This window comes from Corallincola platygyrae (genome assembly GCF_039544265.1).
GTDB classification, from domain to species: domain Bacteria; phylum Pseudomonadota; class Gammaproteobacteria; order Enterobacterales; family Neiellaceae; genus Corallincola; species Corallincola platygyrae.
In genome coordinates this window covers 207435-223280 of record NZ_BAABLI010000017.1, presented here as the reverse complement: position 1 = coordinate 223280, position 15846 = coordinate 207435, and the positions used below count along the sequence as shown (strand labels likewise).

Sequence of the window (15846 nt, the reverse complement as noted above, 5' to 3'; positions counted from 1 at the left end):
TTATGGTTCAGGCAAAAGCTAGTTCAGAGGATGACGTCTTGTACAGCGCATCTATCCACTGGTCAGTGACAACCTGATTGCGGCCGAGAGCTTTGGCATGGTAAAGAGCTCTGTCTGCTCGATCGAAAAGTGTTTTGGTTGAGTCCTTTAACTGGTGACAGGCAAGACCGACACTCACTGTAATTTTTGGATCCAGTGTCATCGATTTGGTAGAGGAACGTATTCGATCACAGACGATTTCTGCCTCATCAATCGAAGTGAACGGCATGATCAGGGCAAACTCTTCTCCGCCGATACGGGCAAACAGATCTTGCTCCCTTAGTTGAGATGAAACCAATTTAGCGAAATTCTTTAGTATGTTATCGCCAGTTGCATGGCCATAAACATCATTCACCTGCTTGAAGTAATCCAAATCTAACAGTGCCAGGCAGAACGAAGCGCTCGGGTAGCGGCTGGCTGTCTTGTTCAACTCGCAAAGCGTGTTATCAAATGTTCTGCGATTATCGATGCCTGTTAATGGATCCTTAGTAGCCAACAATTTCAGGCCCTCCTCGCGTTCAATACGTTCTGTCATATCAATAAAACTGGCAACAAAGTAATTGGCCTGCCGGTTTGACGTTTCGATGGCGCTTATTTCCATCCACAGGGTCAGGTTGGTTTCATCGGCGATTTGGCACTTAACTTCCCCTTGCCAGGCTCCTGCGCTTTCCAGCATATCCGTTACCTTTTTCTTCCAAGCTGCCCGGCTCATGTTTTCTTGCATCAGCATTCGAGGTTTTTGTCCGCAGATATCGTCAGCACTGAATCCTGATAAGCTTTCAAATGCACGGTTGATTCCTATCACTGTGCCTTTTTCGTCCAGGATCATGACTGCCGACATTTGACACATGGCCGTTAACATAAGGTTTTGCACTTTTAGTCTGGTGATGACATATCTGGCGAGTAGCGCCAATCCGAGGCTGAGCAAAAGGATGAATGTGGCACGGGCTATCCAGGCCCTGTTCATGGCCTCTATTTGTGGTTTTGTGGCCTGTGCGACGATCTCTTCAGGCAGATGAGATAATAGTAGAACCCTTTGAGATGCTGGGGTCATCATCTCAACGCTGGCACCTAGCTCTATCCAGCGAAAAGCAAATAGATCTCCATCCAGCAGCATCGTGCCCTGATTATGGTTGCTAACCTCTTGCCAGAGCTGGGGGCTGAGTTCAGCCAGGTTGTACTGTTGACGATCTGCAAAGATGTGGCCATAACGGTAATCAGGATTCTCAGAGCGAATAAAGTGGCCGCTGCTGGTCAGCAGTTTCAAAGGTAACCGCTGAGAGTCCAGTTGACTGCTGAATAATTGGTTTAACTTGTCCATTTGCAGGCTCAGTACCGCAAAGCCTTTTTGAGTACCCTTTTGGTAGACTGGCGCCAGGGTTGTGCCGGCAAGTTTGTATGGCGACTTTAGCTGTCCTTCTTTACGCTCAAGATCAAAAATAGTTATCGGACTATCGCTTTTTGCTACTCGCTTAACCGCTGAGTCTGTCACGGCGGGGAGTGAGTTCTCGGCAATATCGGCGACCGACGCTATGCCTTTGTGGCTGTCGTAATCTATTTTTATGATTTCCAGCCCGTTGAGATCGAGAAGCTGCAGCCTTTTGTAATGGCCAGAGGCTTTTGCCAGTTGTGCCCACTCCCGGCCTAGTTCAAATCGATTAAGGCTATCGGGAGCTTCCAGATAGTCAGTGAGTTGTTCGCTTTTAACCAGAAGCTCGGCACTTTCCTCGATATTCTGAAGCGCCTTGAGAAGTTCAAGCTCGGTATGACGCAGACTTTTTGCTATGGAATCCGCGAACGCATCAATCCTTTGCTCCGTTATTTGGGTTCGCTGTGAAAAATAGTTGTAGGCAGATGCACTGGAAAAGACCACAAGAACAACCAGTAAGATAGGCCAAAAATAGGGAGCCAAAATCTTTCGTAGCGTTGGCTGTAAAGGATCTTTTTTGAAGGGCATCGACAACTCTCTTGTACCGAACTGTATAAAGTTTGCGCAATTATATGAGGGATTATGTGGGCGAAAAACGCGCAACATTGAATGTCGGTATTCAGAAAATGAATTGGCGAAACAGAAAGTGGTGACTAGTCGAGAAAGGAGTTTTGGATAGTGAAGGCACGGGATGAACTTCCCGAACCTTCTTATTTGTTTTGGTTATCAGGAGTGAGAAAATTCTGTATCTGGTAACCTTGAACTAGCCATAATCTTCTCTTCGCTAACAACCCTGTTTCGGCCAAGAGCCTTCGCTTGATACAAAGCTTTGTCCGCGCGGTCGTAAAGATCCTGATGTGTTTCAATCACGCAGTAACATGCCACGCCAATACTCACAGTAATTTTGGGGTCTAACGTCAATTGTTGTGTTGATGAACGTAACCTGTGACATACCAAATTAGCCTCTTCCAGAGAGGTAAATGGCATAATCAATGCGAACTCATCCCCCCCAAGGCGAGCAAATAGATCTTGTTCTCTGAGTTGAGATAAAACCAGCTTTGAGAAACTTTGTAGAATTCGGTCGCCGGTTGTGTGGCCATATATGTCATTGACCTGTTTAAAGTAATCTAAGTCAAACAGTGCCAGGCAGAAAGAAGCCCTTGGATAGCGTCGAGCGGCTTTTTCGAGCTGATTCATCGTATGATCAAACTGTCTGCGGTTGTTGATACCGGTGAGTGGATCTTTTGTTGTTAAAGACTCCAACTCCTCTTCTCGTTTAATACGCTCTGTAATATCCACAAAGCTAGCAACGAAGCACTTGGGGTGGTTGCTTCTTGACTGGATCGCGTTTACTTCCATCCATAGTGTCAAATTCGACTTGTCAGGTAGCTCGCATTTCACTTCACCATGCCAGTTACCGTTTGACTCTAATGCGCGGTACATTTTTGCTTCCCAATTGGGATGATTTTTATCGCCTTTAAGCATGCGCGGTTTTTGGCCTGCCAGCTCAGTGGCGTTGTAACCAGACAGCGATTCAAATGCCCGGTTGATACCGATTATCCTGCCTTTGTCATTTAAAAGCATTACAGCTGACATTTCGCTCATAGCCGTCAGCATTAGTTGCTGAACTTTTAGTTTGGTCAGTATGTAACGAGTCACCAGCGCCAGCCCCATGCTCAGCAGCAGTATTAACAGTGCGCGAGTTGCCCACGATTTTTTCATCGAGCTAATCTGTGGTTGGGTTGCTTCTGTTATCACTGCTTTGGGCACATGAGATAAGAGCAATATCTTTTCAGAAGCTGGTGTCATCAACCTGACGTTTGTACCCAGCTTTATCCATTTATATACATAAAGGTCACCACCAATGCGTATAGCTCCTTGATTGTGACTGGTGACTTCGCGCCACAGTGCAGGATTTAGATTGGCCAGATTGTAGTTAGCACGTTCAGCTACTTCGTGGCCATAGAGATGATCTGGATTCTCAGAGCGGATAAAGTGACCCCCCGCTGTTAGCACCTGCATGGGTATTTTCAGGGCGCTTATCTTGTTGTCGAAAACTTGGGTCAGAGCCTCCATCTCTAATTCCATTACGGTATATCCCCGCTTGGATCCAAGATGGGAAACCGCCGCAATGGTTTTCCCCGACAGTTGATAGGGAACTGAAATCTGATCTTTTTGAGCTTCTAAATTGAAGATAATCAGTGCTGTCTCATCGCTATCCAATTTGCTTGCTAATGACATTGCCTCAGCATCATTGCTTCTACCCAGGGTATCTGTCGCAGCGGACAAATCTTTGCTTGGATCATATTCAATACCAATTTGCTTCTGCCCGTGGATATCAACAAACCCCAGGTGGGTGTACTTACCTGAGGCTTGAGCGAGCAGCGACCACTCTTGTTCCAGCGCGTATTTGTTGATTTGGTCTGGTTGTTCGATGTACGAGAATAGTTTTTTACTCTTTACTAAGAGGCGTGTCGTGTCTTCTATATGCTGCAGTGTTCCCAATAACCCTTGTTCGACATAAGTCAGGTTTTTCTCCATCGTGTCAGCAAAGGCGTCAGTTCGCTGTTCCCTGATGCTGTCGCGGTGAGAAAAGTAGTTGTATGTAGAGATGCTGGAAAAGATTACCAATATGATCACAAGGATTGGCCAAAAGTAGGGCGCTAATATCCGCTGTAACTCTGGCTGTAATGGGTCTTTTCGAAGTGGCATTAATCAGTCTCCCATGAAACGTCGGCTAATTTGTGTGCTGATTATAGGGAGCTGAAATTGTACGAAAAATATCCAAAAGCGAATGCTTACATTCAAAAGTTGGACTATTTGGAGCGAGTTAACCCCTCAAACATAGATATGAGTGAATCAATAAACACTCTTTCTTTTGGGGGGCGATAATCCTTTTTTTTATATATCAGGTAGATGGGATGACTGTGCTGAAACTTTGCGTCAAACAATGGGATAAGTTCTCCAGATGATAACTCCTTCTCTATGACTGTTTGGCTGAGCCAAACAACGCCTCGATGATTCAGTGCCGCAGATAACGCCAGGTAGCCCATATCTAAAACCAGAACTGGGGATATATCCAAAAACTGTGTTTTGCCATGCTGGCGGTAAATCCAGGGTCTATCTCCCTCAACCTGTATGCAGGGGACTTTTTCGAGGTCGGATGGATGCAAAAAGGGGCCGTATTGTTCGACAAAGTTTGGGCTGGCAAAAAAGTCACGCTCAAAGCTTATGAAAGACCTTGCAATCAAATTTTCATTTTCAGGTAAACTGGCTTGCAGCCTGATATCTCCAAGAAAAGGTTGTTCAACCTCCCCGCCTTTTAGTGTTTTAAAGGTTAATGTGATATCGGGATAGTCTTTAGAAAATCTGTGCTCGAAGTGAGTAATGAGTAGCTGAGTAATCACAGGTAAAGATTCGATCACCAGATTTCCGCTGGGTTTGGCTCGACAGCCTTCTGCGAACTGCTGAATGCTGGTTGAGGCTTCAACCAGCTTTCTTGCATATAGCGTAAATTCTTGCCCGAACTCATTCAAAGTTACTTTGCGCCGTGAGCGGTCAAACAATGGTTGGCCAAGGGTTTCTTCAAGTTGTTTAATGTGTCTGCTGACGGTGGGATGAGGTAGGTTCAGTCGGTCACCTGCAGCAGCAAAGCTGCCAAGCTCTACAGTGGCAAGAAACAGTTCGATCTGTTCAATTCGAAACGACATAACTAAGCCGGGACTTGGCTGATATTCGACTGATATCAGAAGCTTAGTTCAGATAAAGGACTTATCCATTTTTTGAATTTTGGATAAAAAAAAGCTCGGGGATCACCCGAGCTTATTAAAAAGGCTTTTGGCCCATCTCCAGGGTGGTTACTTTGATGAAGCATCCACAATCTGTTTCATGTCGGTCATATAACCGCGCAGTTCCTGACCAATCCACTCCACTGGGTGGTTCTGGATCTCGTCGTTGATTTCGTTCAGGCGTACGTTGTCGACACTGGTTGAGCTCAGGTCGAGGCCGCGGCCAATCACGTCAGTACCGATGTTTGGCATGAACTTCTCGCGCAGCAGAGGTACGGCAACGTGAGAGAACAGGTAGCAACCATATTCAGCGGTATCTGAGATAACCACGTTCATTTCGTACAGACGCTTACGGGCGATGGTGTTCGCGATCAGCGGTGTTTCGTGCAGAGACTCGTAGTAAGCAGACTCTTCGATGATGCCTGCCGCAGTCATCGCTTCAAACGCCAGTTCTACGCCTGCTTTCACCATGGCTACCAGCATGATGCCGTGGTCGAAGTATTCCTGCTCGTCGATCTGAACGTCGCTAACAGGTGCGTTTTCGAAGCCGGTTTCACCGGTTTCTGCACGCCACTTCAGCAAGTTAGCATCGTCGTTGGCCCAATCTTCCATCATGGTGCGAGAGAACTCGCCAGTGATGATATCGTCCATATGTTTTTCGAACAGTGGACGCAGCAGAACTTTCAGCTCTTCAGACAGATCGTAAGCTTTCAGTTTAGCCGGGTTGCTCAGGCGGTCCATCATCAGGGTGATACCACCGATCTTGAGCGCTTCAGTCACGGTTTCCCAACCGTACTGGATCAACTTGGCGGCGTAGCCTTCGTCGATACCGTCGGCAATCATCTTCTCATAACCCAGGATGGCGCCAGTCTGCAGCATGCCGCAAAGAATGGTCTGCTCGCCCATCAGGTCAGATTTAACTTCTGCAACGAATGAAGATTCCAGAACACCGGCACGGTCACCGCCAGTCGCTGACGCCCATGCTTTAGCAATTGCTTCACCTTCACCGTTTGGATCGTTTTCTGGGTGAACCGCCATCAGTGTAGGAACACCGAAACCACGCTTGTACTCTTCACGTACTTCAGAGCCTGGGCACTTAGGTGCAACCATCACAACGGTCAGGTCTTTACGAACTTCCATGCCCTCTTCAACAATGTTGAAGCCGTGGCTGTAGCCCAAGGTCGCGCCAGCTTTCATCAGTGGCATAACCGTGTTTACCACGTTACTGTGCTGCTTGTCCGGGGTCAGGTTACAAACCAGATCCGCTGTTGGGATCAGGTCTTCGTAGGTACCTACGTTGAAGCCGTTGTCGGTGGCGTTTTTCCAAGACTGACGCTTCTCTGTAATTGCTGCTTCACGCAGTGCGTAGCTAACATCCAGACCAGAGTCACGCATGTTAAGGCCCTGGTTCAAACCTTGTGCACCACAGCCGACGATGACGATCTTCTTGCCTTTCAGATATTCACAACCGTCCGCGAATTCTGAACGGTCCATGAAACGACATTTGCCCAGTTGGGCCAGCTGCTGACGCAGGTTCAGGGTGTTAAAATAGTTAGCCATCTTTTTGAATCCTGTATTTCTCGGGTCACTGTCGTAACCGATTTTGACGGTCACATATTAAGCGACGATTTCTATTTCTTAAAATGATATATTTGCAATTAAGTATTTCATATTGTGAAATGTTATGGATATCCGCTCACTTAAGCTCTTCAGCCATCTCGCCCGCTCTCTTCACTTTGGTCGCACCAGCGAGGCGATGCACGTCAGTGCACCTACGTTAAGTCGCGTAATTCAGCGCCTGGAAGAGGAAGTGGGGGAGCCTTTATTGGTGCGGGATAACCGTTCAGTAGGCCTGACCGCCGCCGGGGAAAGTTATCTGAGATTTGCTGAACGAGTACTGGATGACTGGCAACAGTTGTCTCAGGAGCTGAGTGTTGATAGTTCGCAACTCAGTGGCCGGATCTCTCTCTACTGTACTGTCACTGCCGCATACAGCTATCTCCGCCAATTGCTGGTGCCGTTTCGCCAGCGCTATCCGCTAATCGATATCGATCTGCAGACCGGGGATGCCGCCTTTGCGGTTGAGAAAGTACGGGAGGGAGAAGCTGACCTTGCGATCACAGGTATACCCGACAAACTCCCCCCCCATGTGATCGTACATATGCTGGCGGATGCACCACTCGTGCTGATCGCGCCAACCTTAAGCTGCCCGGTGCGCAGCGCCGTATTGCAGGACCCGATAGATTGGCAGCAACTGCCGATTATTCTTGCCGAGCGTGGACTCAGTCGTGAGCGCTTGTTGAGCTGGCTGAAGCGAAAACAGGTGAAACCCAATATCCATTCTGAGGTGTCTGGTCACGAAGCGATTGTCTCCATGGTCGCGCTGGGTTTCGGTGTGGGTGTGGTACCCGCGCCGGTACTTGCCCACAGCCCGCTGCGGGAAGAGGTGGTGGAGTTGCCGGTAACCCCCACGTTTGAACCTTTCCGTGTTGGCTTGTGCGCTGATAACCGCCGTTTGAAAGATCCTCGTCTGGCAGCGTTTTGGCGGTTAGCCGTTGGCTAATAAACAAAGGCAAAATCAGTACTCAATATACCTGTTTGCTGGCTCCTTTCTGTAAAGATTAAAACTTCCCCACCTCTAACTTACTGATCAAAAAACCGTCTTCTGTTGATCTAAATCATATTGCGATTGAAAACTATTCTTGTTTACATTTGTTTAAATATGGTGATAATGGCGCCCATAAAGATTACAAATTTGTTAAAGGGATCACGTCATGAAACTACGCGCACTTTCTCTGGCCGTTGCTCTCGCAGCATCGGGTCAGGCATTCGCCAACGAAACCGACACCAAAGCGCAGCTGGATGCGTTAAGCAAACAGCTCGAAGCGCTGCAAGCCAAAATCAAAGAACTGGAAACCAAAAACGAAGAGCAGGAAGAGGCCATTGAAGCCACTGCTGAAGCGGTAGAAAAAACCAGTGGTTTGGCTGAAGTGGTCAACAAGGTTCATATCGGCGGTTACGGTGAACTGCACTACAACAACCTCAATGGTAGTGGCGGCGCATCTGATAAAGATGAAATCGACTTCCACCGCTTTGTATTGATGTTTGGTTACGACTTCACTGACAGCATTCGCTTCTTCTCTGAGCTGGAGCTGGAACACGCGCTGTCTGGTGACGATAAGCCGGGTGAAGTAGAGCTGGAGCAGGCGTATGTTGATTTCGATATCAACGAGTCGCTGACCGCTCGTGGTGGTTTGTTCCTGTTGCCAATCGGCATCCTGAATGAAACACACGAACCTGCGACCTTCTATGGTGTTGAGCGTAACCCGGTAGAGAAGAACATTATCCCAACCACATGGTGGGAATCAGGTGGTGGTATCTACGGTGAAGTGGCTGAAGGCGTTCGTTACGACCTCTATATGCACTCTGGCCTGAAAACCAATGCTGGCAAAAACTACAACATCCGTAGCGGTCGCCAAAAGAGCGCCAACGCAGATGCCGATGATTTTGCATACACTGCATCACTGCGTTACACCGCTATTCCAGGCTTAGAGCTGGGTGGTTCATTCCAATACCAGGGCGATATGACCCAGAGCGAAGATCCTGCTGCTGGCAGCGCATACATGGTTGAAGCCCATGCTGCATATCAGAAAGGACAATTTGGTCTGCGTGCCTTAGGTGCATTCTGGGACCTGGACGGTGACGGCCCGGCCGATGTAGGTGCCGATGAGCAGTTTGGTTTCTACGTTGAACCGAGCTGGCGCTTCAACGAAGAGTTCGGTGTTTTCGCTCGCTACAACTTCTGGGATAACCAGGCGGGTGACAGCAGCATCGAGAGCGAGAAGAAGCAGTACGATCTGGGTGTGAACTACTGGCCACACGCACAGGTGGTGCTGAAAGCGGACTACCAGATCCAGGATAATGAAAATGGCAAAGACCAGGATGGTTTCAACCTAGGCATTGGTTACCATTTCTAATTTAGCGCGTTAAGCGTTTATAGTAAGGCGACCTGTTCAACGAACATGTCGCCTTTCGCCGTTTTATCAGGTGGTTATGAAAACACTACGATTCTCTCTTACTGTGCTGCTATTTGCTTTTGCGTCACTTGCTTCGCCAGTGATGGCGAAAGAGGAGATCTATAAAACAGCGGACCAGTTTTTGGCAGAAGCCTTTGATGGTGACGTGCCCAAGACCAAAGTGCTTTGGTTGAAAAGTGATGTCAAAGCACTGACCAAAGAGATCCTGGACCACGCCTACCCTGCACTGCGCATTCGTTATTGGATGCGTGATGACCAGTCCGCCTGGATTTTGGAAGAGATCGGCAAAGAGCGTCCTATCACCATGGGCATGGTGGTGAAGGGCAACCAGATCCGATATAGCGAGATCCTCGCTTACCGGGAAAGCCGGGGTTGGGAGGTGCGCTACCCGCAGTTTATGGTGCAGTATGCCGGCGCCACACTCACCGAAGACAAAAAACTCGACCGCCTGATTGATGGCATTACTGGTGCCACCCTCTCTGTGCAAGCGGTTACCCGTATCGCGAGATTAGCACTGGCACTGCATCAGCATGTGATGCCGGATGAAGTGGTGGCAAAGTCAGCCACGAGATCTGCCGATAATGGCTAGGCTGATGCGCGCCTTGCATTGGTGGCATCGCAAGCTGGGGTTGGCGGCGGCCATCTTCATCTTTGTATTAAGTCTGACCGGCATCGCGCTTAATCATACTGACGGTTTGAGATTAAGTGAGCGCACACTAACTTGGGGTTGGCTACTTAACTGGTATGGCATTGAAACTCCTCAGGTGGATGCGTTTGCTGTTGGTCCTGATTGGTTACTTTCCCGTGACCAGCAGCTTTATCTGAATACCCAGCGGGTGACGTCCTTTGATGGCGACGTTGTCGGTGCCGTTGTTTGGCAGCAGATGTTGGTGGTGGCGACCTCGAAACAGTTACTTCTTGTTACTGAAGAGGGGGAACTGGCTGAAAAGGTTAACCATGAGTTAGGCTGGCCTCGTGGTGTTAATGCCATTGGTGTTACTCCCTCTGAGGCGCTGATGGTTAAGCATGATGATCAGTGGTTACAGGCTGATGAAGCACTGCTTACCTGGTCTGCACCTGTATCGCTTGTACCAGCGAATTCGCTGACATGGAGTGTTGCTGGCGAGGCACCCGCTGCCTTGGTTGCTCAACTACCATCAGAACAACATATCGACTTGGAGCGCGTAGTCCTGGATCTGCACAGCGGGCGCTTGTTTGGTATCGCAGGTGTATGGATGATGGATCTTGCTGCCATCGCCATGATGCTGTTGGCTGCCAGTGGCATATGGATGTGGGCAAAACGTCGCCGAGGCAATCGAGCTATCAGAACCAAACGTAGTTGAGCATTTATATTAAAGGTTGTCCCTAAGTTGTCCTGTTTTTCTCGTTTCTATTCACCCATATTATTTTAGGTAAAGCTTCTACACTTAATTAATCAGTACGTTAAGTGGCCCGCCTTGATGGCATCGTCGACCGTTTCCAGCTTCACACATCGAACCCTCAACCTGATCTCTAAAGTGCATCGAGATGAACACCCAGTGTTGCTCTGGTTCAGTGTCAAAGCCTTTGTGTTGTTATTTGCTTACTACCATCTCAAACCACTGCGCGAAGCGTTGATGTTGAGTGAACATGACGCTGAGATCCGCAGTTATGCTACCGCGATACAAGCACTGATTTTGCTACTGGCGATGCCGGTTTATGGCTATATCGTCCGACATTTCGGCACTACACGCATGTTTACGCGTATCTTGTGGACCACGCTGCTTTGCCTGTTTGGTTTCTGGCTAGGCTACCGCACTGGTTGGTCTGTGGCGGGGGCTTTTTATGTTTGGCTCGGCATTTTTAACGTGCTGCTGGTGGCGCAATTCTGGGCAGAGTGCGCTGCTTTCTACCAACCCGAGTCTGGCAAACGATTGTTTCCGGTGATCGCTGCAGGGGCTACTTTGGGCGGATTGTTGGGGGCGCTTGTCAGTCGCCAACTGTTTGTTTTGGGTGGCGCAGATGCGGCATTCATTGTAGCCATACTCGGCTACCTGTTTCTAATCCTGGCGCCAAATCCTCAGGTAACAACTTCTGAGCAAAAAGCAGATGAAGACAAACCAAAATCCAGAATGCATTGGTTTCGCGGCTTTAATCAAATGCTGAAGTCGCACTACCTGATTGCCATTGCCCTGTTTGTTGTGTTGCTTAATCTTGGCAACAGCGTAGGTGAGTTTATTCTCGCAAAGTGGGTATATCTCGAGCTCGAAGGGGCATCGGCCATCGGGGCTTTTTATGGTTCATTTTTTAGTTGGGTGAATTTAGCAACGGTGCTTTGTCAGTTGTTTCTGGTTTCACGTCTGATCCGTTGGTTAGGAGTTTCCGGTGCACTGTTGATCGTCCCCATGCTTATGTTTTTTGGTTACCTGGCGCTGTTTGTTCTGCCGTTTTTCTGGCTCACCTATGCCTACAAGGTGGCGGAAAACAGCCTGGACTACTCACTACAAAACACGCTACGGCATGCGTTGTTTCTGCCTTTGTCAGGGGTGCAGCTGTATGAAGGAAAAGCCGTGATCGATACCCTCTGTTGGCGACTGGGGGACCTGCTACAACTGGCTATTGTATTGGCAGGCACCCACTGGTTGATGTTGGAGATTCGGGGGTACCTGGTGGTTAATATAGTGCTCGCGCTGCTCTGGATCGCTGCTTGTCTTTGGTTAGGTAAAATGGCTCGCAGCCGCTGCTAGCGTCTGTTTTCCCATTGCTTCAATAGGTATTCACGTCGTTTGTTGATACCTCGCAGCTGATCACTGTCCAGCCAGCGCCCGACAGCCCTTTGAATATCCTGCCTGTTCAGAGATTTCAGGCGTTGATGCAGTATTGGAGAGTAAAGTAGTTTTGCTTGTGCCAAATACTCTGGGGGACGGCTAAAGGTGCGAAATGTTCGGGATTGGTCTATCCACCACAGGTTCCAGCTTTTCTGTTGGTAGAGAATATTAGCGCGTGTACGGTCATCATTATGGATCAGAATATCAAACAGGTTCATCAGGCTGTGTTGATAACTCAGGATGCAGTTTTCCGCGGGATAAAGCCCTTCTTTGAGGCGACGGCTTTCGTTAAATGTGTCTTTAATCCATAGCTGTAATGAACCATCACGCCCGTTGACCTTTCGCTCTACCGTGGGCGGGATCTGAGTCAGATCCAGCGCGCGAGCCAAGGCATAGGCTGCAATTTCAAAACGGTAACTGTCACTAAGCTGGTGATGATGATTGCGACGGCGGGGCCGAGTATCTTCGTGTTTGAAGATGGCGTAAAACTCGCCCTGTTTATCTTTCAGAGTGACTTTCAGCGGTTTGGTTACCCCCTCACCTACCTCTTCTGTTGAAACGACTTCTGCTTTGTTTAAGCGCTGCTCCCACTGATCATAGGTTGTGCTTTCAATGGTGGGTGCAGGCGTCGTTGGTTGCCATGCCTGCCACTCGCCTTCTGAGTAAACACGGTAGTCATCAGATTGGATTTCCAGCAGTGCAGGTTTGCCGCCGTAATATTCGACATTCATACCGGTATCGATATCGATCACCCGGCCACCCAGATAGGCTGTGATCTCACGTTCAGGTGTTGGGGTATGCCCGACTACCAGTTGTCTGATGTTGTAGTTTTCAAGTCGTCGCTGCAGCATGGGCTGTTCATACAGTGCCAGACACATGACGTTGCCGCGGTACCAAAGAGGCCCCTCGCTATTTAGCATTTTGTCGCTGCCAGCACTATAAAGCGTGGATGCACTTTCTCGTACAGCAGCGTCAGTTGCTGATTCAGCCAATTGCTTGGCCAACTCCAGACGTTCAAACCAGCCGTGGCGGCTCAGGTCATGGCCCTGTTCAATCAGGGTTTGCTGAGACTGCATAAACTGGCGGATCTTGTGTTGGGTGCGTTCATTGATGCCGTTTGTCGACAGGCCGGCAACGGCGCTGGATAATCCTCCATGGACAAACCCGATATCACCGATCACCAAAAAAGCGGGACGTTGCAGTAGCCACTCGCCGTAACGACCCTGCTCTGAATAGGCAAGGCGATGGCCCAGATAACCGGTGGGGTAGGCTTTTTCAAACTGCACCATCAGGCTGTCGCTACTTTCTGGATCGCTATGATGTTCAACGAAGTGTTGATAGGTTTTCCCTCTCAGTTCGCCCGTTTCGAGATCCTGGTAGCTGGCAAACTCGCCCGGGGTGACATAGTGCAGTTCACCCATCAGGTTCATCTGTTCATGGTTGCCCATCAACACATGGACCTGTCCTCCTGCGGCTGCCGCCTCCTGCTCCAGGCGCATCAACAAGTCGATCACTTTGCGTGAGTCGTTGCCGCGATCGAGTAAGTCGCCGACACTGACCAAATGGCTGTTTCCACCGCGCCACTTCAGTTGTGAATCGATTAGCTCTGCACCTTGTAGCAGTGTTACCAGCTCGTTGTAGGCACCGTGAACATCACCCAGCGCATAAAGCTTGCTGGGCATATCAAAGCGATAGTCATCTGCGGCTGATTGAGGAGAGGAAAACAGCAGACAGGTAAGGATGGCGAGCAATCTGAGTGGCATAACCCTGTGTCCTTCCTTGGGATTTACCACTCAGTGTAGACAATATTAGCGAAACCCTAATTATCGGATACCTAATTTTTCCCGTGCGTAATCACACATTTTCTCCTGCTTATCAGGATTTAGTTTAGGATGAGCCTGTGGATTTTCGCTGTTGCAGTATTGGTATAGATAATCCTGTTTAGCACGCTCAGACTGATCCAGCTTGCGACGAAAGTTGGCCAGCTCGGTATCGACTTTCATACCGTCGGCCATGCGCTGCTTGAGTTTGTCTGGGTGGTAGTCGCCCAGCAGCATGTTGATCTTTTCAAGCAGTGGTTCAGGTCCTTCGGTGATCGCCTCCCTGACATACTGAGAACGAGCCGCCACCAGGGCGATCACTATCAGTAGCATCGTCAGTAAAATTTTTTTCACGGGTCGATCTCTCCTTGACTTTGATGCTGTTAGCTAACTGTTTCGGTTTGTAAACTGTTTATTGATACAATGCAATTCTACCCGGTATTTCCTCTGCACATATCACTAAATAAAAGCAGGTAGGATAAAAATGAGCGATAAAATAGACGTGCGCGAAGTCAGACCTACCCCGCGCCGCCCTGCAGCAAAAACCAAAATGGGTGACCAACCTGTCCACCCGAACAACAAGATCTACGTGCGTGCCATGAAGGGCGTATTCCAGCGTTTGCGACGATATGGTGGCTGGTTCCTGATGTCGCTGTTTATGCTCACGCCCTGGATCCCTTATCAGGGACGTCAGGCGATCCTGCTCGATATCGAATCCCAGCAATTCAACTTCTTCTCGGTCACCCTGTTTCCGCAGGACCTGATCCTGCTGGCCTTCCTGTTTATGATCGCGGCCTTTGCTCTATTCTTCTTCACTACCTTTCTTGGTCGGGTTTGGTGCGGTTATACCTGCCCGCAAACCGTGTGGACCTTTATCTTTATCTGGTTTGAAGAAAAGTTAGAGGGCGCCCGTAACAAGCGGGTGAAAATGGACAAGAGCGGCTGGAGTAAAGACAAACTCTGGCGTAAAACCGCCAAACATCTTTGTTGGTTAGCGGTTTCTCTAGTGACCGGCATGACCATGGTGGCTTATTTTGTACCCGCCCCTGACGTAGTGTTTGGTTTCTTTACCGGTGAACTGGGCTTTGCATCCACCTTTGCCGTGGTGTTCTTTACCCTGGCGACCTACGGCAATGCAGGCTGGATGCGCACCATTGTTTGTACCCATATGTGCCCCTATGCCCGTTTCCAGTCAGCCATGTTCGATAAAGACACCTTTATTGTCGGTTATGACGTTGAACGCGGCGAAGCCCGTGGCCCACGTCGCCGCAAAGAAGATCCGAAAGAGCTCGGCCTGGGCGACTGTGTGGACTGTAACCTGTGTGTTGAAGTCTGCCCTTCCGGTATCGATATCCGTAACGGCTTGCAGTATGAGTGCATCAACTGTGGTGCCTGTATCGACGCCTGTGACCAGACCATGGACAAGATGGGTTATGAGCGTGGGCTGATCAGCTATACCACCGAGCATCGCCTCGAAGGTGGTCATACCGACATGGTAAGACCCAAGCTCATTGGCTATGGCCTGGTGCTGTTGGTCATGATCTCGGCGTTTTTTGTCACCCTGAATATGCGGGTGAACTTCGAAGTGGATGTGCTTCGGGACCGCAACCAGATGTACCGCGAAACGGTGGAAGGGTTGATCGAAAACACCTACACCTTGGTGCTGGTAAATAAAACCCAGCAAACATCGGTATTCCAGCTGAAAGCGGAAGGTCTGCCGGAACATGAGTGGGTTGGCCCGACCGAGGTGGAAGTGACGGCAGGTGATGTGGTGGATGTGCCCATCAGTCTTGCGGTTGATCCCTACGAGCTAGAGCGGGTGATGACGCAAATTGAGTTTGTGGTTACCACCAGTACCAGCGAAGATACGGTGACTATCGACAGCCGCTTCTTCAGTAAACGGTAACTAAACGATACGAAAGCAAA

12 protein-coding genes are annotated in these 15846 nt (G+C 49.2%); 6 read left to right on the top strand and 6 right to left on the bottom strand.

What is annotated here, in order from left to right; translation table 11 throughout:
• Nucleotides 1-7 precede the first annotated feature (7 nt).
• From ABEA14_RS15650 to ilvC, 4 genes are all read right to left on the bottom strand, one after another.
• On the bottom strand, nucleotides 8-1996 hold the full coding sequence (locus ABEA14_RS15650; protein WP_345341173.1) for a sensor domain-containing diguanylate cyclase: 1989 nt from the start codon (nucleotides 1994-1996) through the stop codon (nucleotides 8-10).
• A gap of 198 nt (nucleotides 1997-2194) precedes the next feature.
• Nucleotides 2195-4180, bottom strand: a complete 1986-nt coding sequence (locus ABEA14_RS15645) for a sensor domain-containing diguanylate cyclase (RefSeq protein WP_345341171.1) — start codon at nucleotides 4178-4180, stop codon at nucleotides 2195-2197.
• A gap of 104 nt (nucleotides 4181-4284) precedes the next feature.
• Nucleotides 4285-5178 (bottom strand): LysR family transcriptional regulator, encoded by an 894-nt coding sequence (locus ABEA14_RS15640; RefSeq protein WP_345341169.1) that lies wholly within the window; start codon nucleotides 5176-5178, stop codon nucleotides 4285-4287.
• Between the two features lie 147 nt (nucleotides 5179-5325).
• A complete protein-coding gene (gene ilvC / locus ABEA14_RS15635; protein ID WP_345341167.1) occupies nucleotides 5326-6816 on the bottom strand; it encodes a ketol-acid reductoisomerase in 1491 nt (496 codons plus the stop codon).
• Nucleotides 6817-6940: 124 nt separating this feature from the next.
• Here ilvC and ilvY point away from each other — a divergent pair, with 124 nt between their 5' ends.
• The 5 genes from ilvY to ABEA14_RS15610 all read left to right on the top strand — a co-directional run bounded on the left by ilvY (nucleotide 6941) and on the right by ABEA14_RS15610 (nucleotide 12019).
• Nucleotides 6941-7819, top strand: coding sequence for an HTH-type transcriptional activator IlvY (ilvY, locus tag ABEA14_RS15630; RefSeq protein WP_345341165.1), 879 nt, complete (start codon nucleotides 6941-6943; stop codon nucleotides 7817-7819).
• Between the two features lie 211 nt (nucleotides 7820-8030).
• Nucleotides 8031-9233, top strand: a complete 1203-nt coding sequence (locus ABEA14_RS15625) for a porin (RefSeq protein WP_345341163.1) — start codon at nucleotides 8031-8033, stop codon at nucleotides 9231-9233.
• A gap of 76 nt (nucleotides 9234-9309) precedes the next feature.
• Nucleotides 9310-9882, top strand: a complete 573-nt coding sequence (locus ABEA14_RS15620) for an FMN-binding protein (protein WP_345341161.1) — start codon at nucleotides 9310-9312, stop codon at nucleotides 9880-9882.
• Nucleotides 9836-10636 carry a PepSY domain-containing protein gene (locus ABEA14_RS15615; RefSeq protein WP_345341159.1) on the top strand — a complete coding sequence of 267 codons (801 nt, stop codon included), beginning with the start codon at nucleotides 9836-9838 and terminating at the stop codon, nucleotides 10634-10636. Before ABEA14_RS15620 ends, ABEA14_RS15615 begins: the two co-directional genes overlap by 47 nt.
• 117 nt (nucleotides 10637-10753) lie before the next feature.
• Entirely contained in the window at nucleotides 10754-12019 is a 1266-nt protein-coding gene (locus ABEA14_RS15610) for an NTP/NDP exchange transporter (protein WP_345341157.1), read from the top strand.
• Here the strand turns inward: ABEA14_RS15610 and ABEA14_RS15605 are convergent.
• Together ABEA14_RS15605 and ABEA14_RS15600 are read right to left on the bottom strand one after the other, a co-directional pair.
• Complete coding sequence (locus ABEA14_RS15605) at nucleotides 12016-13863, bottom strand: metallophosphoesterase (protein WP_345341155.1); 1848 nt, start codon at nucleotides 13861-13863, stop codon at nucleotides 12016-12018. The genes ABEA14_RS15610 and ABEA14_RS15605 overlap by 4 nt on opposite strands.
• A 60-nt stretch (nucleotides 13864-13923) precedes the next feature.
• Nucleotides 13924-14274: a hypothetical protein gene (locus ABEA14_RS15600; protein ID WP_345341153.1), complete on the bottom strand. Its 351-nt coding sequence runs from the start codon at nucleotides 14272-14274 to the stop codon at nucleotides 13924-13926.
• Between the two features lie 196 nt (nucleotides 14275-14470).
• Between ABEA14_RS15600 and ccoG the strand changes: the two genes are divergently transcribed.
• Entirely contained in the window at nucleotides 14471-15826 is a 1356-nt protein-coding gene (gene ccoG / locus ABEA14_RS15595; RefSeq protein ID WP_345341344.1) for a cytochrome c oxidase accessory protein CcoG, read from the top strand.
• The last annotated feature ends 20 nt before the right edge of the window (nucleotides 15827-15846 follow it).

Excerpts from the sequence above, each read along its gene's own strand:
- ABEA14_RS15620 (WP_345341161.1), top strand. The coding sequence starts at position 9,310 with ATGAAAACACTACGATTCTCTCTTACTGTGCTGCTATTTGCTTTTGCG.
- ABEA14_RS15640 (WP_345341169.1), bottom strand. The coding sequence starts at position 5,178 with ATGTCGTTTCGAATTGAACAGATCGAACTGTTTCTTGCCACTGTAGAG.
- ABEA14_RS15610 (WP_345341157.1), top strand. The coding sequence starts at position 10,754 with ATGGCATCGTCGACCGTTTCCAGCTTCACACATCGAACCCTCAACCTG.
- ccoG (WP_345341344.1), top strand. The coding sequence starts at position 14,471 with ATGGGTGACCAACCTGTCCACCCGAACAACAAGATCTACGTGCGTGCC.
- ilvC (WP_345341167.1), bottom strand. The coding sequence starts at position 6,816 with ATGGCTAACTATTTTAACACCCTGAACCTGCGTCAGCAGCTGGCCCAA.
- ABEA14_RS15650 (WP_345341173.1), bottom strand. The coding sequence starts at position 1,996 with ATGCCCTTCAAAAAAGATCCTTTACAGCCAACGCTACGAAAGATTTTG.
- ABEA14_RS15615 (WP_345341159.1), top strand. The coding sequence starts at position 9,836 with ATGAAGTGGTGGCAAAGTCAGCCACGAGATCTGCCGATAATGGCTAGG.
- ABEA14_RS15645 (WP_345341171.1), bottom strand. The coding sequence starts at position 4,180 with ATGCCACTTCGAAAAGACCCATTACAGCCAGAGTTACAGCGGATATTA.
- ABEA14_RS15625 (WP_345341163.1), top strand. The coding sequence starts at position 8,031 with ATGAAACTACGCGCACTTTCTCTGGCCGTTGCTCTCGCAGCATCGGGT.
- ABEA14_RS15605 (WP_345341155.1), bottom strand. The coding sequence starts at position 13,863 with ATGCCACTCAGATTGCTCGCCATCCTTACCTGTCTGCTGTTTTCCTCT.
- ilvY (WP_345341165.1), top strand. The coding sequence starts at position 6,941 with ATGGATATCCGCTCACTTAAGCTCTTCAGCCATCTCGCCCGCTCTCTT.